General features: G+C 53.0%; 21 protein-coding genes. All 21 read right to left on the minus strand.

Annotation, left to right across the window (positions count from 1 at the left end; all coding sequences use genetic code 11):
* Positions 1 to 543: 543 nt before the first annotated feature.
* Positions 544 to 4,851 (minus strand): PolC-type DNA polymerase III, encoded by a 4,308-nt coding sequence (locus AC0YNU_RS08865; protein ID WP_475755357.1) that lies wholly within the window; start codon positions 4,849 to 4,851, stop codon positions 544 to 546.
* An 18-nt stretch (positions 4,852 to 4,869) separates the two neighbouring features.
* On the minus strand, positions 4,870 to 6,318 hold the full coding sequence (proS, locus tag AC0YNU_RS08870) for a proline--tRNA ligase (protein ID WP_475755359.1): 1,449 nt from the start codon (positions 6,316 to 6,318) through the stop codon (positions 4,870 to 4,872).
* Positions 6,319 to 6,324: 6 nt separating this feature from the next.
* Positions 6,325 to 7,602, minus strand: coding sequence for an RIP metalloprotease RseP (gene rseP, locus AC0YNU_RS08875; RefSeq protein ID WP_475755361.1), 1,278 nt, complete (start codon positions 7,600 to 7,602; stop codon positions 6,325 to 6,327).
* A gap of 75 nt (positions 7,603 to 7,677) precedes the next feature.
* Positions 7,678 to 8,817 (minus strand): 1-deoxy-D-xylulose-5-phosphate reductoisomerase, encoded by a 1,140-nt coding sequence (locus tag AC0YNU_RS08880; RefSeq protein ID WP_475755363.1) that lies wholly within the window; start codon positions 8,815 to 8,817, stop codon positions 7,678 to 7,680.
* A 21-nt stretch (positions 8,818 to 8,838) separates the two neighbouring features.
* Complete coding sequence (locus AC0YNU_RS08885; RefSeq protein WP_475755365.1) at positions 8,839 to 9,633, minus strand: phosphatidate cytidylyltransferase; 795 nt, start codon at positions 9,631 to 9,633, stop codon at positions 8,839 to 8,841.
* Between the two features lie 27 nt (positions 9,634 to 9,660).
* A complete protein-coding gene (locus tag AC0YNU_RS08890) occupies positions 9,661 to 10,425 on the minus strand; it encodes an isoprenyl transferase (protein WP_475755367.1) in 765 nt (254 codons plus the stop codon).
* A gap of 70 nt (positions 10,426 to 10,495) precedes the next feature.
* Positions 10,496 to 11,050, minus strand: coding sequence for a ribosome recycling factor (frr, locus tag AC0YNU_RS08895; RefSeq protein WP_475755369.1), 555 nt, complete (start codon positions 11,048 to 11,050; stop codon positions 10,496 to 10,498).
* Positions 11,050 to 11,781 carry a UMP kinase gene (gene pyrH / locus AC0YNU_RS08900; protein WP_475755371.1) on the minus strand — a complete coding sequence of 244 codons (732 nt, stop codon included), beginning with the start codon at positions 11,779 to 11,781 and terminating at the stop codon, positions 11,050 to 11,052. Before pyrH ends, frr begins: the two co-directional genes overlap by 1 nt.
* Before the next feature lie 143 nt (positions 11,782 to 11,924).
* Positions 11,925 to 12,575, minus strand: a complete 651-nt coding sequence (gene tsf / locus AC0YNU_RS08905; protein WP_475755373.1) for a translation elongation factor Ts — start codon at positions 12,573 to 12,575, stop codon at positions 11,925 to 11,927.
* Positions 12,576 to 12,686: 111 nt separating this feature from the next.
* Positions 12,687 to 13,385: a 30S ribosomal protein S2 gene (gene rpsB / locus AC0YNU_RS08910; protein WP_475755377.1), complete on the minus strand. Its 699-nt coding sequence runs from the start codon at positions 13,383 to 13,385 to the stop codon at positions 12,687 to 12,689.
* A gap of 198 nt (positions 13,386 to 13,583) precedes the next feature.
* The gene (locus tag AC0YNU_RS08915) at positions 13,584 to 14,258 is read right to left on the minus strand and encodes a hypothetical protein (protein ID WP_475755379.1); all 675 of its coding nucleotides are present in this window, start codon (positions 14,256 to 14,258) and stop codon (positions 13,584 to 13,586) included.
* Positions 14,251 to 14,853, minus strand: a complete 603-nt coding sequence (locus AC0YNU_RS08920) for a hypothetical protein (RefSeq protein WP_475755381.1) — start codon at positions 14,851 to 14,853, stop codon at positions 14,251 to 14,253. The genes AC0YNU_RS08915 and AC0YNU_RS08920 overlap by 8 nt, the downstream gene beginning before the upstream one ends.
* 34 nt (positions 14,854 to 14,887) lie before the next feature.
* Positions 14,888 to 15,220 (minus strand): hypothetical protein, encoded by a 333-nt coding sequence (locus AC0YNU_RS08925; RefSeq protein WP_475755383.1) that lies wholly within the window; start codon positions 15,218 to 15,220, stop codon positions 14,888 to 14,890.
* A gap of 52 nt (positions 15,221 to 15,272) precedes the next feature.
* A complete protein-coding gene (locus AC0YNU_RS08930; RefSeq protein ID WP_475756233.1) occupies positions 15,273 to 16,661 on the minus strand; it encodes a DUF342 domain-containing protein in 1,389 nt (462 codons plus the stop codon).
* Positions 16,662 to 16,699: 38 nt separating this feature from the next.
* The gene (locus AC0YNU_RS08935) at positions 16,700 to 17,485 is read right to left on the minus strand and encodes a FliA/WhiG family RNA polymerase sigma factor (RefSeq protein ID WP_475755385.1); all 786 of its coding nucleotides are present in this window, start codon (positions 17,483 to 17,485) and stop codon (positions 16,700 to 16,702) included.
* A gap of 4 nt (positions 17,486 to 17,489) precedes the next feature.
* Positions 17,490 to 17,921 (minus strand): hypothetical protein, encoded by a 432-nt coding sequence (locus tag AC0YNU_RS08940; protein ID WP_475755387.1) that lies wholly within the window; start codon positions 17,919 to 17,921, stop codon positions 17,490 to 17,492.
* 1 nt (position 17,922) lies between these two features.
* Positions 17,923 to 18,417, minus strand: coding sequence for a chemotaxis protein CheD (locus tag AC0YNU_RS08945; protein WP_475755389.1), 495 nt, complete (start codon positions 18,415 to 18,417; stop codon positions 17,923 to 17,925).
* Positions 18,414 to 19,031, minus strand: coding sequence for a chemotaxis protein CheC (locus tag AC0YNU_RS08950; protein WP_475755391.1), 618 nt, complete (start codon positions 19,029 to 19,031; stop codon positions 18,414 to 18,416). The genes AC0YNU_RS08945 and AC0YNU_RS08950 overlap by 4 nt, the downstream gene beginning before the upstream one ends.
* A gap of 5 nt (positions 19,032 to 19,036) precedes the next feature.
* Positions 19,037 to 19,498, minus strand: coding sequence for a chemotaxis protein CheW (locus AC0YNU_RS08955; protein ID WP_475755393.1), 462 nt, complete (start codon positions 19,496 to 19,498; stop codon positions 19,037 to 19,039).
* A 14-nt stretch (positions 19,499 to 19,512) separates the two neighbouring features.
* A complete protein-coding gene (locus tag AC0YNU_RS08960) occupies positions 19,513 to 21,597 on the minus strand; it encodes a chemotaxis protein CheW (RefSeq protein ID WP_475755395.1) in 2,085 nt (694 codons plus the stop codon).
* A gap of 46 nt (positions 21,598 to 21,643) precedes the next feature.
* On the minus strand, positions 21,644 to 22,966 hold the full coding sequence (locus AC0YNU_RS08965; RefSeq protein ID WP_475755397.1) for a protein-glutamate methylesterase/protein-glutamine glutaminase: 1,323 nt from the start codon (positions 22,964 to 22,966) through the stop codon (positions 21,644 to 21,646).

A 22,966-nucleotide genomic window follows, 5' to 3' on the forward strand; every position in this document is an offset into this window, starting at 1 on the left:
AAGAGTGGGTTTCCCCACTCTTCTGCGAAAAAGTCGTATCATCAGCATTACCAGAAAGATTATACCATAACCATGAAGTGGTGACAAGAAGATGGCGCCGGAGGGTGCGCTCGGGGCGGTCGGTCGCTCCGTGCGGGAGTGCGCCTGCGGCCGCTGTTGAACGCATGATGCCGGATCAGAACCGGCAAGGTTGCATCACGCGTTCAAAGGCGGCACGTAAACTCTCCGGCTGCACCCCCGCCCTCCGCTCCTCCTTCCCCTCGCTTACCGGCGCTGAGAGACAGGGCAGCGGTTGCCGAGATCACCGGCTACCGCTGCGGAACCCGTGAACCGCCAAGGGCTTCTTCGCTCCTGTGTCGCTTGTTCGCCTGCGGCAAACCAACCTAGACCGAGACCAAGACCAAACCAAGTCCTAGATCAGACCTAGACCGGGACCAAGATGAGACCTTAAACCCCTATCGCTCCTCCGTCGCTTGTTCACCTGCGGCAAACCATACCTACACCAAGAAAACATTAGCTATCGCCTGTGGCGATCCTCAAAACTTAAAAAAGCGATAACTGATTCGATTCCGGCAATCCCCGGAAACAGCCCATGCCCGTCAGCACCTCGACGATCGTCTTAGTAGCCTTTGACTTCTGCTGGAAGTCTTCAATGGACAAGAACTCGCCGAAGTCCCTGGCCGCCGCGATATTGCGCGCCGCATTCTCGCCAATGCCGCTAATGGCGCCGAACGGCGGGATTAGCGACTTATCTTCAACGATGAAGCGCGTCGCTTCGGAACGATAGAGATCGACCGGCTTGAACGAGAATCCCCGTGCGGTCATTTCGAGCGCCATTTCCAGCAACGATACGCTGTTCTTCTCTTTCGGCGTCGCGCTGAAACCCTTTTGCTCGATTTCGATCAGCTTGCGCATGATCGCTTCATAACCTTGGCACAACAGCTCCAGGTCGAAGTCTTCCGCGCGGATCGAGAAGTACGTCGCATAATAATGAATCGGATAATAGAGCTTGAAGAACGCCGTCCGCACCGCCGATATAACATAGGCCGCGGCATGGGCTTTCGGGAACATATACTCGATTTTAAGACAAGAATCAATGTACCATTGCGGTACTTTGCACTGCTTCATCTCGTCGATCCATTCCGGAGTAAGTCCGCGCCCTTTACGTACGCTTTCCGTGATTTTAAACGCGAGCCCCGCGTCCATGCCGGCTTTATAAATTAAGAAGAGCATGATATCGTCACGACAGCCGATAACCGTCTTGATGGTACACGTCCGATTTTTAATCAATTCCTGTGCATTGCCCAGCCAAACGCCCGTTCCATGAGACAGACCCGATATTTGCAGTAAATCCGCAAACGTCGACGGTTTCGTCTCTTCCAGCATCTGACGGACGAATTTGGTCCCCATCTCCGGCACGCCGTACGTGGCGACACTGGAGCGGATTTTCTCGGGCATGACGCCAAGCGCCTCCGTCGAACTGAACATGCTCATGACCTTCTGGTCGTTCATCGGAATCGTCGTCGGATCGACGCCCGTCAAATCCTGCAGCATCCGCATCATCGTCGGATCGTCATGGCCGAGAATATCGAGCTTGAGCAAGTTTTCCTCGAACGCGTGATAATCGAAATGCGTCGTTTGCCACTCGGCATTTTGATCGTCCGCCGGATATTGCACAGGCGTAACGTCTTCCACGTCGATATAGTCGGGCACGACGACGATGCCGCCGGGATGCTGGCCGGTACTTCGCTTCACGCCCGTACAACCTCCGGCTAGGCGGGACAGTTCGGCGCCGCGCCATTTCTTGCCTTTGTCTTCCTCGTATTTCTTCGCGAATCCGTAGGCTGTTTTCTCCGCGACCGTGCCGATCGTGCCCGCGCGGTATACGGCTTTTTCGCCGAACATTTCTTTGGTGAAGTTATGCGCCGTCGCCTGATACTCGCCGGAGAAGTTCAAATCGATATCGGGAACTTTATCGCCTTTGAAGCCCAGGAACGTCTCGAACGGAATATCCTGCCCTTCGCCCTTAAGCGGCTTCCCGCAATTCGGGCATACCTTGTCCGGCAAGTCGAAGCCGCTCGGATAACTTCCGTCAAGGAACCACTCGCTGTACTTGCATGCCTCGTTCAGGCACGTATAGTGCGCCGGAAGCGGATTAACCTCGGAGATGCCAAGGAACGTTGCCACCACGGATGAGCCTACTGAACCACGGGAACCGACGAGATAGCCGTCCTTGTTAGACTTCTTCACGAGCCGCTCGGAAATCAAATAGTTCGCGGAGAACCCTGCTTTCGTGATCGGAATCAGTTCCTTCTCCAGCCGCTGTACGACTACGTCCGGAATCGGTTCGCCGTACAGGCGCTTCGCGGTTTCGTAGCAAGTTTCGCGCATTTCTTCGTCGGCGCCTTCCATGATCGGAACGAACAGCTTCGTCGGGAACAAATCGAATTTCTCAAAGCGGTCCGCGAGCTCGTTCGTGTTCTTTACGACCACTTCGTAAGCGCGCGCTTCGCCAAGGAAGCTGAACTCGGCGAGCATCTCTTTCGTCGTCCGAAAATGCGCGTCCGGCTTCGTAATGTCCTTCAATGGACTGAAGCCCGTAATGCCGTGGATCGTAATGTCCCGGAACATCTTGTCCCGCTCCAGCAGATAATGCACGTTGCCCGTCGCGATGACCGGTTTGCCAAGTTTATCACCGATCTCGCAAACGCGTCGCAGCGCCTGCTCGATCTCGGCACGGCTCGCGACGAAGCCTTTCTCCACCAAATGCATGTAGAAGGTAACCGGTTGAACTTCCAAGACATCATAATAGCGCGCTGTTTCCTCGGCTTCTTCCATCGACTTGTTCAGTACCGCTTCAAAAAATTCGCCTTTCTCGCAGCCGGAGATAATCAGAAGACCTTCTCGCAGTTCCGTCAGCTTGCTCTTCGGAATCGTCGCGACACGCTTGAAATGCTGTGTATGGGATAAGGAGATTAATTTAAATAAGTTCTTCTTGCCGACTGCGTTCAGCGCGTAGATGCAGCAGTGAAACGGCCGCATATTGGATAAATCGAGACCGACATAATCATTCAACATTTGAAGACCTGTAATATTGCGGTTTGCGGCTTCCCCGATGAGAGCAAACAATACGCCGCCCAGGGCGATGGAATCGTCGATCGCTCGGTGAGCGTTCTCGAGGCTGACTTTGAACTTGTCCGCCAAGGTGCCCAGTCTGTGGTTTTTCATCGTCGGATAAAGAAACCGCGCCAATTCCAGCGTGTCTAAGACGGGATTCTTGACCTCGGGCATGCCGAACTGCTTGCAAGAGGCTTGGATAAAGCCCATATCAAAGCGCGCGTTATGCGCGACAAGCACGGCATCATCAATAAATTCGACGAATTCGCGCAGCTTCGGTTCCAATTCCGGCGCATCCACGACCATCTCATTCGTGATGTTCGTCAATTGCTGGATATTGTACGGAATATTCTCGTGCGGGTTAATGAAGGTCGAGAACCGGCCGATCTCCTTGCCCTCCTGCAGCTTGACGCCTGCCAGCTCGATGATCTTGTTATTCACGACCGACAAACCGGTCGTCTCGATATCGAATACGACATAGACGGCGGAGGCCATCGGCTCCTCGCGGGAATTCAAAACCATCGGCACCGAGTCGTTGACGACATTCGCTTCCAGGCCATACAGCACCTGAATGCCGTTCTTCTTCGCCGCCTTCGCTGCCTCGGGATAACATTGCACATTGCCGTGGTCCGTAATCGCAATGGCTTTATGTCCCCATTTGGCTGCTTGTTTAATGTAGACATCAGCCGACGTGACGGCATCCATCGTGCTCATCGTCGTGTGCAGATGGAACTCGACGCGTTTCTCTTCCGCGTCATCCTTCGATTCTCGCGGCGCCATGACTTCATGCAGGTCGGACGGCATCATGACGAGCTCCGGCTCCATCATGAACCGATCGTACTCTACGCGTCCGCGCGCCTTGACCCATTTGCCATTGGCCAGCTGCTTGAGAACTTTGACGTCATCCTTCGTTTTTGCGAACATTTTCATCGCTATGGAGTCGGTGAAGTCCGTAACGTTGAACGTGAAGAGCGTGCTGCCGTTGCGCAGCTCCTTCTCTTCCAGACCAAACACCGCGCCCTGCACCGAAATCTTCTTCTCTTCTTCGAGAATATTCATGATCGGCACGGCTTCTTCGCGAATATCGTAGCCGACGACCAAACGAACGTCGCCTTCTTCGACCGTCGGCGCTTCCGGAATGGATGCGGTCATCATTTGCTCGATAACGTCGCGTTCTTCCTGGGCACGCTTCTGTTCGAATGCTTCGTAGATCTCGTGTTTCGACTCCGCCACTTTCAGCTTGACGCGGCAGGAAAGCGCGAATTGGTCTTGGAAGAAGCTCACGGCCAACTCATCGATCTGCTTCTTCTTCGCCATCTGAAGTCCCATCTCGTCCATCATATGGAGGGTGATGGTTTCTCCGTCCGTCTCCATCTTGGCTTTGCTGATCCAGCCATTAATGGAAGCATTGCTATGCTGCAGCCACTCTACGAAAGCCGGCCAATATTCACTGATCAGTTCTTCTCTAGAGACGTCTTCACCGTATTGAAACTGAAACGATATCGTCGCGATATGCGCGAACTTCCCTTGAATAGCCCTGCAAAAAACACCAAAAGCCGGTAAAGGAACCAAGGACGTTTTGCTGATGCAAAACGTCCATTCCCGGTTACTCCGGCTCACGATCACTTTGTCTATATATCCATCGCCAAAATGCTCATCCGTTAATTGCTGCGGCAGATCCGCCTGCTTCATCAGCAGTTCGAACCGCTGCCGTTTATCCCCGGTTTGGTTCATGTTGCCCTCCCCCAAAAATCAATACGCCCGGGCGAATACGACGGAATGCGCCGATTTCTCCCCGCATACCAAGCAAGTCGATTTATGCTCTGCAGGCTCGAATGGAATGTTCCGGCTCGTTGCTCCGGTTTCTTCTTTCACCTGACGTTCGCAGGCATCGGAACCGCACCAGCCGGCCAAAGCGAATCCGCGCTGTTCTTCGAACAAGGCTTTCATCTCGTCCAGCGTCTCGACCGAATACGAATGCTCCGTACGGAATTGCTTTGCACGCTCCAGCATATCATGATGAATGTCTATGAGCATACGTTCAATTTCTTCCTTCAGATTGCTTTGCTGCACGATGCGTTTCTCGCCCGTAATGCGCGATACGAGAACGACTTGTCCATTCTCCATGTCACGCGGTCCGAGTTCAAGACGAACAGGTACGCCGCGCATCTCGTATTCGTTGAATTTCCAGCCTGGGCTCACGTCCGTACGATCGTCGACCTTGACGCGAATGCCTGCTTTCTTCAGTTCCGCATATAGCTCGTCCACGCGTCCGACCACTTGCTCGCGCGTCTTCGGCGGGCCGATCGGAATCATCACGACTTGCGTCGGAGCAACCTTCGGCGGAAGCACCAAGCCGCGATCATCGCCATGCACCATGATTAGCGCGCCCAGCAACCGAGTCGATACGCCCCAGGACGTCGTATGTACGAACTGCTGCGTATTCTCGCGGTCCAGGTATTTAATATCGAACGCGATGGCGAATTTGTTGCCCAGGTAATGGGAGGTTCCCGCCTGAACGGCACGTCCGTCTTTCATCATCGCTTCAATGGAGTACGTATCTACTGCGCCCGCAAACCGTTCGGACGGCGTCTTCTGCCCCATGATTACCGGAATCGCTAAGAAATTCTCGCAAAAGTCGCGGTAAATATCGAGCATGCGGCTTGTCTCTTCTCTTGCCTCGGATTCCAATTCATGAGCCGTATGGCCTTCCTGCCAGAGGAATTCCGTCGTACGCAGGAACGGCAAGGTCCGTTTCTCCCAGCGGACGACGTTCGCCCACTGATTGATCAAGACCGGCAGGTCCCGGTAGGATTGAATCCATTTCGAATACATATGACCGATAATCGTCTCCGAGGTGGGACGGATGGCAAGACGCTCTTCAAGCTTCTCGCCGCCCGCTTCCGTTACCCATGGCAGCTCCGGATTGAAACCTTCCACGTGCTCCTTCTCTTTCAAGAAGAAGCTCTCCGGAATGAACATCGGGAAATACGCATTGCGATGTCCCGTTTCCTTGAACCGACGGTCCAACTCGTCGCGCATATGCTCCCAAATTTCAAAGCCCTCCGGACGAAATACGATGCATCCGCGAACCGGCGAGTAATCCATCAGCTCCGCTTTCTTGATGACATCGATGTACCAGCGGGAAAAATCTTCGCTCTGCGGCGTTATTTCGGTTACAAATTGTTTATCCTTCGACATGTCCGACTAGTGCTCCCCTCTTACCAAGCGCAATATATCATTGTACGTAACGGCCAGCATCAGCAGCATTAGCATTGCGAAGCCTATAAAATGCACCATGCTTTCGCGGTTCGGATCTACCGGTCTTCCGCGGACCGCTTCCAGGCCAAGGAACAGCAATCGGCTCCCATCGAGCGCCGGAATCGGCAGCAGGTTGAATATCCCCAAATACAAACTAAGTATGGCGACCCAAGAAGTCAACTGGGTAAACCCTTGCTCGGCAATTTGACTCGTCACTTGAGCCGTACGCACGGGTCCGCCTAGATCATCCAGTTTGAAGTTACCGATAATCAAGTTTTTGAAGCCCTCGAAGATCATGATCGTCATGTTCTTCATCGCTTTCGCCGCGTACGTCAACGTCTGGCCAAAATTAACGGACTCCGACGGATATGCGGCCGAAATGCCGAGTTTTCCAACGCCGGCATCGTCTGGTTTCGGCGTGATTTTGGACGTAATCACCTTGCCGTCGCGAACAACGGTAAACGTTAACGGCACGTTGACGGATTTGCTAATCAGCGCGATCATTTTCTCCGAGTCGGTTCCGATCTTGACGCCATTCACGGAATCGATCACGTCGCCGACTTTAATATCGGCCTTCGAAGCCGGCATGCCATCGACAACATCGCCGATCAGCAGACGGTCCGGTTTCTCCATCGGCACGCCTGCCATTTGGAAGTATGCTGCAAACAGCACGAAGGCGAGAATGAAGTTCATGACAGGACCGGCAACGATCGCCAGCGCGCGCTGACCGACGGTCTTGCTGCCGAATTGGCGGTCAAACGGCGCGATCTGCGTCTCTTTCCCTTTCGAAATCATAAGCGCCTGCGGGTGAATAGCGAAGGATTCCATTAATCCGTCCGCATTCAAAGTAAGCTTCAGCTTATGCTCGATATCGATGGTTTCGACTTCGCCCCTGACAACGTTGCTCCGGTCGTCAAGGCGATCCAAATAAATACGAGTCACCTTGTTTTCCTTCACGCGAACGGCAATCGTCTGCCCTGGCTGAATCTCGACTAATTCCGGATCCTCGCCGGCCATGCGCACGAATCCGCCTGCAGGCACAAGCCGGAGCGTATAGCGCGTCTCGCCGCGCTTGATGGAAAACAGTTTCGGGCCGAATCCGATCGCAAACTCTCTAACCAAAATCCCGGCGCGCTTCGCAAAATAAAAGTGACCCCATTCATGTATGGTCACGATGACGAAGAAGACCATTACCGTCATAAAGACGACTTGAATCATATGCATCTCTCGAGCCTCCTGTTCGTAACGGCCTGTACTTAGATTATCATTATTCTCCCGTTCGATACAAGAGAACCCAGTTTAGATGCCTGCCGCCGTCCTGCGTGCCCAAGCATCCACGTCCGCGATAGCCGACGTATCAGGAACCTCGACGATGTCATGCTGTTCTAGGACTGCAGAAATGACGGATTCAATCTCCAAGAAGGCGATTTCGCCGGCTAAGAACCGCGCGACTGCCGTTTCGTTGGCTGCATTGAAAACCGTCGGCGCGGATTTGCCCGCTCTTCCGCACTCATAAGCAAATCGAAGGCAAGGGAATCGTTCGAAGTCCATCTCCTTGAAATGCAAAGCGGACAGCTTCGCGAAATCCAAGGAATCTGTTGGCGTCACTCGCCGTTCAGGGTATGTAAGCGCGTATTGAATCGGCACTCGCATATCCGGCATGCCAAGCTGCGCTATGATGCTGTGATCCACGAATTCGACATACGAATGGATGATGCTCTCCGGATGGATAAGTACGTTGATCTGATCATAAGGCAAACCAAACAGCCAGTGGGCTTCGATAACCTCCAAGCCTTTATTCGCCATGGTGGCCGAATCGATCGTCACTTTCGCGCCCATCGACCAGTTCGGATGATTCAGCGCTTCGGCAACGGTTACCCCAGCCAATTCTTCGCGGGTTCGATCTCGAAACGAACCTCCGGAAGCAGTCAGCGTAATCTGCTTGACGTCGACGCTCCGCTCACCGTTCAAGCATTGGAATATAGCGGAATGCTCGCTGTCCACCGGCAGGATCGAGACGCCGCGCTCGGCCGCTCGCCGCATGACGATATGGCCTGCCGTGACGAGCGTTTCCTTATTGGCCAGCGCAATCGATTTGCCGGCATCAATGGCGGCAAGCGTCGCAGGCAAGCCCCTGCTCCCCACGATAGCGGTCACGACCGTATCCGCTTCCGTTCCTGCCGCAACTTCGATCAAGCCTTCATCGCCATAAACCAATTTAGTGCCCGCAGGCAAATGAGGCCTTGCTTCGTCCGCCAGCGCCTTGGAAGCCAAACAAACCGTACGCGGTTTGAATTGTTTGGCTTGTTGAATAAGCAGATCAACATTACTCCCGGCAGCCAGTCCTTCAACCGAATAACGGTCAGGCTCGCGGCTAATGATGTCCAACGTTTGCGTACCGATGGAGCCCGTCGAGCCAAGAATCGAAATCTTCTTCAATGATAGGCCTCCTAACCTGCATTACAGCGGCAGCAGATTCGTCATGATGAGCAGCGGAAACACGATCAGCCAGCTGTCGCAACGGTCAAGTACCCCGCCATGTCCGGGCATGATCGAGCCCGAATCTTTGATTCCCCGAACCCGCTTATAAGCGGATTGAACCAAATCGCCGAGTTGCCCGGCCACAGCCGCGACCAAGCCGATCATAATAGCCCGCTCGTAACTGATGACATCGGGATAGATCACGGCAAAGGCAAGCGCAAAGACAAGCGCCAGCACCACGCCGCCGAGCGACCCTTCGATGGTTTTATTCGGACTGATGGCGGGCCAAAGCTTGTTCTTCCCAAACGCTTTCCCCGTAAAATACGCACCGATATCCGATGCCCATATCGCGAAAAACGCCATGATCGTCGTCATTAGCCCATGCGCATCGCCCATGCGGATTTCATACATGGCATGGAATCCGTAGCCGATATAAAGCACGCCCAGCAGCATCAGCGCCGCGCCGTCGATCGTCACTTCATTCTTCGTAAGGACCGTTACGCTAAGCAAAATAAACATTAAAATCCAAATCATATGTAAGGCAGCCGGCTGATGCATGCCAAAATCAACCCATGGCAGAAATAACAGCAGCGTTCCAGCCATGCCGATCCAAGCCAGCGGATGTTTCATCGAAACGCCGTTCATCCGAACGTATTCCATCATGCCGACGATCGTCAAGAAAAGAAGTAGTGCAAAGAAAAACCATCCGCCCAGCACGGTCAACACGATAAATGCGATCGCTGCAAGGATACCTGATATTATGCGTTGTTTCACGCGAATGACACGCTCCAGTTCAACTCGTTACAGTCCGCCATAACGGCGAGCCCTTCGTTGGTACTCCCGGACTGCCTCGTAAAAGTGCTCATCTGAAAATTCAGGCCAATAGACGTCCGTGAACCACATCTCACTATAGGCCAGCTGCCAAAGCATAAAATTGCTAAGACGAAGCTCTCCGCTCGTGCGAATGAGCAAGTCCGGATCGGGTAAATCCGCTGACAGCAAATGACTTTCCAAATGCGAAACGTCGATTTCCTCGGGAACAAGCTTCCCGTCTCGCACGTCTTGTCCGATGCATTTGACCGCTTCGATCATTTCTTTCCGGCTGCCATAATTCAAAGCAAACGTAAGTACAAGTCCATCGTTGCCGGACGTACGGACGACCGCCTCTTCCACAGCCCTCAAGGTATGGCTCGGTAAATCTTCTTTATAACCCATCATTCGGATTTGGACGTTCTTCTCCATCAAATCCTTGATCTCCATGGTCAGAAACTCTTGTGGAAGCTTCATGAGAAATTCCACTTCCGCTTTTGGGCGTTTCCAATTCTCCGTCGAAAAGGCATAGAGCGTCAAGTACTTGACGCCTAGCTCGTTCGCTGCCATCGTAATCCGCTTAACTGCCTTCATCCCGGAATGATGCCCGGCCATTCGCGGCAATCCACGGCTTTTAGCCCACCTGCCGTTGCCATCCATGATGATTGCGATATGCTGCGGTATGTTATCAGTTTCAAGCATCGGCATCGGTTTTGCGGACGCTTTGCCAAATAAGGCTTTCAATCGCTGTAACATGTTTGTCCTCCCGCCGCTTACGTCGATTTATGCAACAAACCCCACCATTCGGAGGGGCCGGTGAGCACTATTATACTTCCATGATGTCTTTCTCTTTAGCGGCAAGCACCTTCTCGACTTCTGCGACAAACTTATCTGTCGTCTTCTGAATGTCTTCTTGGTGGCGACGGGATTCATCTTCCGAGATCTCCGTTTTTTCGAGCTTCTTGATATCGTCGTTCGCATCGCGACGGATATTACGAATCGCTACCTTCGCTTCTTCACCGAACTTCTTCGTCATCTTGACGAGGTCGGAACGGCGCTCTTCCGTCAGCATCGGAATGCCGATTCGGATCGTAATCCCGTCATTGGAAGGCGTCAAGCCGAGATCGGATTTCAGAATCGCTTTCTCGATGGCACCCAGCGAGGATTTATCCCAAGGTTGGATGAGCAGCGTGCGGGAATCCGGCGTATTGATGTTCGCCAGTTGATTGACTGGCGTCATGGAGCCGTAGTATTCGACTTGAAGGCGATCCAGCAGTGCCGGCGTCGCCCGTCCTGCGCGTAGCGTCGACAAATCGCGTTTCAGCGCGCCGATCGCTTTATCCATCCGTTCTTCCGCGTTCTTTTTAATGGATTGTGGCACTAGGTGGCACTTCCTTTCATCACGATTGTTCCGATTTTCTCCCCAAGCACGACGCGCTTAATATTCCCCGACTCCGTAATGGAGAATACAACCAGCGGAATGTCGTTATCCATGCACAGCGAGGATGCCGTGGAATCCATTACGCCAAGATTGCGGTTCAATACTTCGAGGTAAGTCAGTGTTTCGAATTTCTCGGCAGTAGCATCTTTGAACGGATCGGCAGAGTATACGCCGTCCACTTTGTTTTTGGCCATCAAGATGACTTCTGCTTCTATTTCAGCTGCACGCAAGGCGGCAGTAGTGTCCGTCGAGAAGAATGGGTTCCCCGTACCCGCTGCGAAGATCACGACACGTCCTTTTTCCAAATGACGAATCGCGCGGCGGCGAATGTAAGGTTCCGCGATTTGCTGCATCGCGATCGAAGTTTGCACGCGCGTCGGCACTTCGATTTGCTCGAGTGCGTCTTGCAGCGCCAAGGAATTCATCACAGTGGCAAGCATTCCCATGTAATCCGCTGTTGCACGGTCGATTCCTTTGGCAGAGCCAGCGATTCCGCGCCAAATGTTGCCGCCGCCAACGACGATAGCAACCTCTACGTTTAATTCCACGACTTCTTTAACTTGCTCGGCAATCGATGTGATTACGGCCGAATCGATTCCATATCCGTTGTTGCCGGAAAGCGATTCTCCGCTTACTTTAAGCACAATACGTTTGTACACGGGACTTTGCAACGTGGTTTACCTCCATCTTGGACCTTGTTTAAAGGCCGCATACTTTAAAACATGCTGCCTGAGTTCTTACGTCTCACTTACTATTGTATCCTTGTAGAAAAAAACGGCGGGGCGAACGCCCCGCCTCGCTAATGCGTTCGGAATTACAATTTTGCTTGGGACATAACTTCAGCGACGAAGTTGTCTTCTTTTTTCTCCATGCCTTCGCCAAGCTCATAACGAACGAAGCGGCGGATCGAGATGTTTTCACCGATCGTGCTGATTTTTTCTTTCAGCAGCGTGTGGATCGTTTTGTCCGGATCTTTGATGAACGCTTGCTCAAGCAAGCAGAATTCTTCGTAGTATTTGCTGATGCGGCCTTCGACCATTTTCTCAACGATCTTCTCAGGCTTGCCTTCGTTCAGCGCTTGTGCGCGCAAAATTTCGCGTTCTTTGTCCAGCTCGTCGCTCGACACTTCTTCGCGGCTGACAAACTTAGGGTTTGCAGCAGCGATTTGCATCGCGATGTCGCGTGCGAATTCGCGGAATTGTTCCGTTTTGCCTACGAAGTCCGTCTCGCAGTTGATTTCAACAAGCACGCCGATACGGCCGCCTGCGTGGATATAGGATTCAACCGTACCTTCTGTCGCTACGCGGCCAGCCTTGTTCGCTGCTGCGGAAAGGCCTTTCTCGCGAAGCAAGTCGATTGCTTTTGCGATATCGCCGTTTGTTTCGTCAAGCGCCTTTTTACAATCCAACATGCCTGCGCCTGTTCTTTCACGCAATTCTTTAACCGCACTTGCACTAACTGCCATTGTACGTAACCTCCTGAAATGGATAAGTATTCAAACCTTCTCTTTAAAAAAAGGGCGGTGAGAGGTTATACACCTTCTGACCACCCTTTCCTGTTGGTTCGTTATTCGCTATTAAGCAGTTGTTTGCTCGCCTTGGCGCGATTCAACGATTGCATCGGCCATTTTTGCTGTCAGCAATTTAACTGCACGGATTGCATCATCGTTACCTGGGATAACGTAGTCGATTTCGTCCGGATCGCAGTTGGTATCAACGATACCTACGATTGGAATACCAAGTTTGCGTGCTTCAGCAACCGCGATACGCTCTTTGCGTGGGTCGATGATGAACAGTGCGCTTGGCAGCTGTCTCATGCCTTTGATGCCGCCGAGGAATTTCTCAAGACGATCTCTCTCTTTGCGGAGAAGGATAACTTCTTTCTTAGGAAGAACGTTGAACGTGCCGTCCTCTTCCCATTTATCAATCGTTTTCAGGCGATCGATACGTTTTTGAATCGTAGAGAAGTTAGTCAGCGTACCGCCGAGCCAACGTTGATTGATGTAGAAGTTGCCGCAACGTTCTGCTTCTTCTTTCACCGAATCTTGTGCTTGTTTTTTCGTGCCTACGAAGAGAATCGTGCCGCCTTCTTCGCCGATCGAGCGAACGAAGTTGTAAGCTTCTTCGACTTTCTTAACTGTTTTCTGCAAGTCAATGATGTAAATCCCGTTACGTTCTGTGAAGATATAACGATCCATCTTAGGGTTCCAACGACGAGTTTGGTGACCGAAGTGTACCCCAGCTTCTAGAAGCTGTTTCATGGAAATTACCGCCATCTCTTACACACCTCCTGTTAAATGGTTTTATTGGTTACCTCCGCCAATATCATTTTTCGTCATCACTTCGACCGGGTCGAAGCACCAATAACGAAATTAATCGGCGTGTGTTTTTAACACCGTCAATTACTATACCACATCTATATGCTGGCATGCAACCGCAATTGACTGCTGTCATTCTTGTTTTTCATGAAGCGTTTAGTTCGTGCCTGCAGCCATTTCTCGTTTGGCTGCCTCAGGATCTAGCGGCTTGCTCGTGATAATGCTCCGCACCTGATTCAAACTCAACTTGCCCTGAAAAGCAAAATAACCCGCGCGTATGGTCCGCTTACGCATAAGGTCAATAAACGCCCCTTTATCGGGAATGATGCCTTTCTCTGCAAGCAGACCCGCCGTATCCACAACGCTCGTGTTCGGCGGAATGCGTACGATCAACCGCGCCGGCTTGGACTCAGCAGCCGCAACAGCAGAATTCTGGCCCGTTTGGGAATTAGAATCAGAATCGCTTTGGGCCGATGAATTTTCAACTGGCTCATCCGATGTTGGCTTATCTGATGCTGGTTTGTCGGACGCGGGCTTATCCGTTGCCGGCTTGTTAGCAGCGGGCTGCCCTGCTTCTGTTTTATCCGTTGACTTCCCAGCTTGATTGTTGACTGCCGAGTCCGTCTCCGGCTGCTTCTTTACTTCGGCTTGAACGCGCTCACGCTCGTCGGAAACGGCTTTATCCAGCTCGGCCTGCGAATATGTCTTCACTCTATTGTTGTCTTCGCTCAGCGCATCCGCTTGTTTCTCGCCTATTAGCATGAGCTGCAGCAAACCCGCTCCGACGATGATGCCGACGCCGAGTCCGAACAGAAAGATCCGTCTATTCATGTCGGACTGCCTCCTCCTGCTTGGACAATTGAAGAATGAGCTGGATTTCTCCTTTATTGCGGCCGAGCTTCTTCGCTATGGTATCGATGGACTTGCCGGCTTGGTACAGCTCGAACAATTCCGCATATCGGCTGCGTATCGACGGTAGTTCCAACACCTCTTCGGTTACGACTGCCGCATCGGCAGTTTCAATCTCGACCAAATCAGGAACGGCTTGAAAATCCGGCTTTCGGATCGGCTTGCGAACCCTTTCGCTAACGATCTCATGGTTAGGATGACCGTAGACAGCGTCAAGACTGGTCGTGCGCTCGGCTAACGTTAGCTCCAACGCTGCGACTTGCTTTTCCAACTGCCCAATACGTTCATCCCGCTTGACTGCTTGCGAAAGCGTCTCTTCGTTCGACTTTGCGACCAAGCCGGCGATATCCCGATTATCCGCCTCCATGTTCTCCATGAACTGCTCGAGCGCGGTTTCCATGTTCCGGACCGTTTGATTATCGAAACTTTGCGTGCTCTTGCCGGCCCTTCTCGGTAGAACGGCTGCACAGACGACCACGATCCCGCCGACGAGCATTATGGTTTGCCATGATTCCATTACATTTCACCTGCAATTATGTTTAAAATCTGCCTTAGAGCGTAAAATCAATATGCTTGCCTTTATACGGATGAACGGCTTGGCTTAGTCCATCCGCAGCAGACTGTTCCGCGGGTTCCCGGTCCGGATCACCATGCCGCTTGCGCTTGAGTTGCCGCGATTCCCGGCTGCGATTTTGCGTGATCCCATGATTACCGCCTTGCTCCACCGCCGAATTGCGCGTGCGCTGAAGATCCGTTTGCTTCACGGTTGCCTGCTCGAGCATCGTTTGTTCCGCCATTGGACGGTGGTTTAATTGACTTTGATGCGCCGCGTTTTCCGGCGTCCTCGGAATCGAGATTTGAAAATCGAGCGGTTTATACGGCAAACCTCTCACCTCCCCTTGGAATCAGCGGGCACACCCGAATTCACGCGGTTCGTCAGACATAGGGGGCCATTACGATGTCGCCTTCGGCATAACGGAAGGATACGCGCTGCGCTGCGTCTTTAATGAAGCGCGTGTAACGGCCGATGACGATTTTGGTCCCGCCGTAGATGACGTTTACCGCATCCACTTTGGCGCGCTCGGTATCTTCCAACGACTTCTCGATCTCTAATATGCGATCCTTGTTGTCGGCAATCTCCGAAACCGCAGCGCGCTTCGTCGACCCGAGCTTTACGCGCATCGCCATCCGATCGGGCTGCAGCTGTCCGGCAGCTGCCAATTGATCGAGCAGTGCGAGCGCTTTCTCCGTCTTGTCCAAATTCGCGGCTAACAGCCTTAGCTGGCTCCGTCGCTCCATTAATTCGCTTCTCAGCTCGGGACGAACGCCAACCTCAAGCACGGTAGCGGTAGACATCGTATTCCCGATCGTTCTGGCAAGCACCCGATCCCCGGCTTGGACGGTACCGCCCACGATAAGACCTTTTGCTCCGGTACAAATCACGTTGCGGCCCGCTCTTACCTGAGAATGCATGATGCTTTGGGAGATCAACACGTCTTCCGTCGCCGAGACGTTGCCGTCCTGGATAAACGAGCATTTAATGTTCTTCCCCGCTTTGAGAAAACCCTTGCCGCTCGCCAGTACGCCGCCGGTGACTTCGATCGACCCGTCCGCTTCAAGTACAGCGCCTTCGACGCCGCCCACGACGCGAATGTCGCCCGATGCTTTCACTTTGAAGCCGGTCAGCACATTGCCCCGGATGACGACCGTACCGACGAAATCGATATTGCCGATTTTATAATCAACATCGCCGTTGACTTCATAGATGGGAAAGACATTGATTTTGGACTTGTCCGTAATGGAGATGAGTCCGTCGATCGCGGCGTAGAGCGCCGTTTGCTCCTGGTTCTGGACCACGTTCTTGCCGATCTTAAAATAAGCTTCCTTCCCGTTACGGCACGGAATCACTTCTCCCGTGACAGCCATGCCTTCTTTGCCGGGCGTCGATTTGACTTTCTCGGCAATAAGCTGGCCGCGCTTTACGTTCTTCAGCTGCGACACTTCTTTAAAGTCGATCTTGCCGCCTTCGAGCTCCACGGGACGATAAGCTTCTTCATTCATGTCGTAAGCGAAACGGATCATGCCATCTTCGCCATGGATCGGGGCTTCGCCTTGCGCTACAACAGTTTGACGATAAAAGTAGCGGCTTGGCAGCTTCGCGATGCCGTCTATTTCAGCTCGCAAGAAGCCATGTTTGATGCCATGGCTCCGCAAAAATTCTTCAAGCTGCTCCCGCGTGCAGGCGAAGTTTTCGTCCGCGATGCTAAATTGAATATAGGCAGTCAGTTTGTCCTGCGACTGCTGTACAATTAAATAGGTTTGCATATACTCGGCCGTTGTCAAATCTGCCCCCCCTTAAAGCATTAACGCTGCATCAATTGATCCTTTTGTTTCTCCAATGCCCCGCGCAGCCTCAGAATCGCCTTGGAATGCAACTGAGAAATTCGCGAAGGCGACAGCGACATGACTTCGGCGATCTCGCTCAGCGAAAGCTCTTCGTAATAAAACAAGGATACGACGGTTCTCTCTTTCTCTGTTAGACGATCGATGCCGCGCACAAGAGATTCCTTTAGGTAAAACTCATGCACCTTGTAATCCGGATTTTTGGCTTTCTCGTCGACGAGAAGCGAAAGCCTTGTTTCCGTTTCTTCGTCCCGAATGGGGTCCTCCAGCGAGCAGATCGTCGTCACGGCGATTTCTTGCAGCATAACGCCGAATTCTTTCTCCGTAACGTCCAAATAATGGCTGATTTCCGTATCGGATACGGTGCGCAAATATTGCTGTTCTAATATTTGATAAGCTTCTTCAATTCGCTTCGCCTTCTCGCGCACGGAACGCGGAACCCAGTCTCCCTGCCGCAGGCCGTCAATGATCGCCCCGCGAATACGCCAGGAAGCGTACGTCTCAAATTGAAGACCTCTTCTGTAATCGAATTTTTCGATAGCATCAATCAATCCCATGACGCCATTGCTCGCCAAATCATCTTTGGAGACATTCTTAGGCAAACCAATGGCCATCCGGTTGCTGACGTAATCCACCAACGTCAAGTACTGCTCTATCAGCCGTTTCTTGGCTTCAATGTCTCCGTCTTCCTTCCATTTCCGCCAAATCTCGATGTTAGACAAATGAGGCGCTTTCGACTCAATCATCATCTCACCCTCCTGTTAGGTGACGTATTGCTTTGGCCAGTTCTTCAGGCTCTTTATTCTGCGTGGATACGAGTTTGGGCGGCGATAACGGTGTGAACTCCGATTGTAGGCCTGGCTCCAGCAGTACGTTTCCATCCAATTGTTGTTTAAGCAGGTCGTTCAATTCTTCGCCCTGTTCAGGCGTCGAATAGTCGATTGCGTGACCTTTGATTTGTTCGTCATCCATATCCGCGCGATGCATCGCCGCGGCCGGAGTCGGCCGTAAAATAAAAGCCATCAGTGCCCGAAAGAGAAACCCGACTATGAAAAAAGCGAGAAAAGCATATAAACACCGGAGACTCGTAATTGCCAGCCCATTGCTGTTCAGCGATGAAAGCAATGTCAACAAGCTTCCGCCAATGCCAAGCGTAACGTTCCAGCGCCATGAACCAACCATGTTAAATCTCCTTTACTCCTTGCTGAACGCTCCGAATGGTCAATATTCCGCTCATACTGTTGAATTCAACCGTACGGCCGTAATTCAAACCCGTATCCTCCGACAAAAGCGGAATGTTAAACTGTTTGAGCCATTGCTTGCAGGACTCTACATTGCGCGGACCGATCCGCATCGTGTCACTGCCCGTGTTGAAAGCGAACATTTGCGCACCGCCCGCCATCTTGGCGACGAACCTTCTGGGCTCGGCACCTTCCTGCCTCATCAATTCAATGAGGTGAGGGATGGAGGTGTCCGCGTATTTCGCGATATTAAATGAAGCTTCCCTCGCGATTTCCGAAGAAGGCAGCATGACGTGCACCATTCCCGCTACCTTGCAGCGCTCATCGAACAAGGTTAATCCGACACAGGAACCGAGCCCGGTCGTTTTGAGAATGGCGCCGCCGGCTGCAACCTTCAAGTCCGCCATGCCCACTTTCACAACGTTGTCCACGATCATCCGTTAGGCACTCCCAAAGCGCTGAAAATTTTATCAAACGATTCCGGATCCGGAATGAGAAAGAAATGTCCCGCCATTTCTTCTTTGCCTTCCAGAAACGTCGTGTCGATCAACACCGCGGAATCCCCCATCTCCCCGTACTGAACCAGTCCATACGTGAGAATGGCTCCAGCCATGTCGACGGCAATGGCAGGCACGGTCGGCGATAAATACAGCTGCGTGAAATCTGCCAGCGACGATAAATACGAGCCGGCTAAAATATTGCCGATTTCGCCAAGAGCGGAATATTCCATCTCGGAATACCCTTCCTCTTGAACATCCATAGATAGGAGATTGCGCAGCAGCTTCTTGGCCGAATCCTCATGGATGATGAAAAACAAGTTGCCTGGCGCATCGCCTTCCACCCGGAGAAATACCGCAATAACGACTTGTTCGTTGCCGCCGACCTTATCGGCGATTTGTTCGAACGGGATTAAGCTGACGGTCGGCACGTTCATGTCGACAGGCTTGTCCAACAGCCGGGATAGCGCGGTGGCTGCGTTGCCAGCGCCGATATTCCCGACTTCCCTCAGAACGTCCATCTTGAAGGCTTCCAAGTTGCCCAGCGGATTCATGTTCATTACGCCTCTATATGTTCTAACTGGATGATTTCGCTCTTGTTCAGCACTTCGGACAAATTGAGCATGATCAGCAGGCGATCTTCCCCAACCTTAGCCACGCCGCGCAAATATTTCGCTTTGATGCCGCCCACGACTTCAGGAGGCGTATCGATCGTATCCGAATCGATATCAATGACGTCGTTCGCGGAATCGACGATAAAGCCAACTTCCAAATCGCCTGCCGCCACAATGACGATCCGGGAGCTTTCAGTCGCCTCGGTCTCCGGCAGCCCGAAGCGGCCGCGCAAGTCGATGACGGGAATAACGACGCCGCGCAAGTTGATGACGCCTTTGACAAAGGTCAGTGTTTTCGGTACGCGCGTGATCGGCACCATCCGCTCGATCGTGCGCACTTTCTCTACTTCGATACCGTATTCCTCGTTTGCTAGTCCGAATACGATTACTTTCGTTTCCTCACCCATTCGTAATCCCTCCTTTATTTAATAAGCGCGTTCGGATCGACGATCAATGCGACTTGTCCGTCGCCGAGAATCGTTGCACCCGATATCGCTTCGATATTGGTCAAGTATTTACCCAGCGTCTTCAATACGATTTCGCTTTGTCCGAGGAATTCGTCAACCGTTACCGCGCAGAGCTTGGTACCTTTGCGGATGACGAGGATTTCCGTTTCTTGTTCTTCTTCTTCCGGGAAAGACGTGCATCCGAGCACCTGTGCCAGCGAGACCAGCGGAATGACGGAGCCTCTGTAATCGATCATGCGATTGCCATGAATTTTACGAATCTGCTCTCTTGGAATAATGGCCGTTTCCACGATGGACGACAACGGAATCGCATATTTCTCCGTTCCAAGCTTGATAAGCATCGCCGAGATAATCGACAGCGTGAGCGGCAGCTGGATCGAAAATTTCGTTCCGCGGCCTTGCGCCGATTCAACGCTGACATGTCCGCCAAGCGATTCAATCTTCGTCTTGACGACATCCAGTCCGACGCCGCGTCCGGAAATATCTGATATTTTGTCTGCCGTGCTGAACCCGGCGGCAAAAATCAGCATGTTGATCTCGCTGTCGGTCAACCGCTTAGCGGATTCCGCATCGACGACGCCGTTCTTGATCGCCGTCTGTTTCACCTTATCCGCATTGATGCCGCGGCCGTCCTCTTCCACTTCGATAAAGACGTGGTTACCGCTGTGGTAAGCGCGAAGGTGAACCGTGCCTGTCTCCGGCTTGCCCGCAGCGATGCGATCAGCGACCGACTCGATGCCATGGTCCAACGAATTGCGGAGCAGATGGACGAGCGGATCGCCGATTTCGTCGATAACCGTGCGGTCTAGCTCCGTGTCCGCGCCGGAGATGACAAGGTCGATCTTCTTGTCTAACGATTTGGCCAAGTCGCGAACCATGCGAGGGAAACGATTAAACACGGATTCTACCGGAACCATGCGAAGCTTCAGCACGATATTTTGCAAATCGCTGCTGACGCGGGACATATGCTCGACGGTCTCGGTCAACTCGTTGCGGCGAATCTCGCTTGCCAGCTGCTCCAGACGAACTCTGTCGATGAGCAGCTCGCTGAACAGGTTCATCAGCGAATCCAACCGCTCGATATCGACGCGGATGGTACGGGAGGCACCTCCGCCTGTCGGAGCAGGAGCAGCCGGAGCTGAAGCCGCAGGCGCTGCTGCGAGCTTAACGGCCGGAGCCGCTGCAGCAGCTGCCTGCGCATTCGCGGCCGCGACCGTGTCCATGGCGATCGAGGCGGAAGCGGTCGGCGTGCCTTGCATAGCCGAGACGCCAAGCTGCTGCAGCGATTCTTTATCCAGCTGCGTAACGACTGCGCTCTCGATTTCGGAGACGGACTCGATTCCACTGCGAAGCTCCGCTTCCGGAATGCTGGCTATCGTAAAGACGGTAAAGCTGCGGTCGAACTTCTCCTGTTCGATGTCCTGCGAGCTCGGTGTCGATTTGACGATCTCGCCGCTGCGTTCCAGGAAATCGAACACCATGTATGCGCGGGCCGCTTTCAACACGCAATCATCCCTGAGCGTCACCACGATATGGAATACGGTCATGCCCGCATCGATGGACTGGAGCAAAATCGAGCTTTGGAACTGGTCCAGCGCGCTGCTGTCGTCTCCCGAGACTGCTGCCGTCGGCTTGGCCCCAGCGCTGTCATCCTTGTAGTCGCCCTTCACGATGGACTTCAAGGAAGCGACGATCGACGTAACGTCGGCTTTGCCCGTTCCGCCGCCCATAATATCCTGAACCATGGATTCCAGCGCATCCAAACTTTTGAACAAGGTATCGAATATAAAGCTGTCCATGCGCAGCTTGTGGTTGCGAACGAGATCCAGCACGTTCTCCATTTCATGGGTCAAGGATGCGAGGTCCTCGAAGCCCATCGTTGCCGACATGCCTTTCAGCGTATGCGCCGAGCGGAAAATGACTTGTACGATGCTAATGTCATCCGGTGCATTTTCCAGCTTCAGCAAGTTTTCGTTAAGCGACTGCAGGTGATCGTTCGATTCGTCTATAAACATTGAAAGATAGGCGTTCATATCCATTTCCATGCACCTCCTGTACGAATGGTTGCCAAACGAAAATCGCGCTTTATTTTCTCACCGCTTCCGTCAACGCGGAGGCAATGGCCTTCAGCGGCAGTACCGACTTCGCCGCCCCCGCCTCAACGGCCGAGCGAGGCATGCCGTATACGACGCAGGTTTCCTCGGATTCGGCGATCGCGCTCTCCCCGCCGCTTTCATTCAGCTTCAGCATGCCTTGGACACCATCGTTGCCCATTCCGGTCATCAGTACGGCATGCCGCCGCAATTCCGGGAACGCAGCACACGATTCGAACATCGTATCGACGGACGGGCGATGGCCGTTCCGCGGCGCTCCTTCCGTGAGTTTGACGCAATAGCCCTCGCTGTCCTTCGCAAGCTCTAAATGATGACCTCCGGGCGCGATATAGACGACGCCGGCGCAGATGCGTTCGCCCTGCTCGGCTTCCGTCACGCGCAGCCTGCTGAAGCTGTCCAAACGCTGGGCGAGCGAGGCTGTAAACTTCGGCGGCATATGCTGAACGACCAATACCGGGGCCGGAAAATCATCCGGGAGCGCCGATATGACTTCATGCAGCGCGCGCGGCCCCCCTGTCGACGTACCGATGGCAACCAAATGGCGAAACGTCTTCGACGTCCTCGATTTTTGCTGCAACGGCATACCCGGTATTGAGGCTCCTTCGGTCAGCGGCTTCGATTTCGCTGACGCTGCGGCTGGGTGGTTCATGTTCTCTGCCGGCTGATTAGGAGCAAGGGAACCTTCCAAGCGCTGCGCTTGCTTATTTCGCTTATTGGTCTGCGAAACCGCTGGTTCGGCCTTCACCTTATCGGCTGCCGGATTTGCCGTGGTAGCGCGCTGCTTAGGCGGCTTTTGCTTCGATGCACTATTGACTACAGTCGGCTTCGGTCTTCCTGAGACTAGTGTGTCTAGCTCTGTTTGCCGTGCGGCATAGACGCTCGAGAACCGTGTGGTCAGCACCGCAATGCGCAGCTTTTCAAGCAAATGCTCTCCGACTTGTCGGATGTCCGGCGACAGCGGCCCCGAAGGCTTGCGGATAAAATCGAAGGCGCCGTTCTGCAGTGCCTTAATCGTCTCCCGTGTTCCGTCGTCGCTGAGGCTGGACATCATAATGATGGGTACCGGGTGTAGTCGCATAATGTGTTCGACCGCATCGAGTCCGTTCATCTCGGGCATTTCCAAATCCATCGTGATGACATCCGGCTTATGCAAGCGCACCGCCTCTATGGCATCACAGCCGTTGTTAGCCGTCGCGACGATCGTGAATTGAGAATCAACCGCGATAAGGTCGCATATGATCTGCCGCATAAACGCGGAATCATCCACGACAAGTACGCGTGAAGTTGCGCTCAT

The organism is Paenibacillus sp. J31P316, from assembly GCF_056269105.1.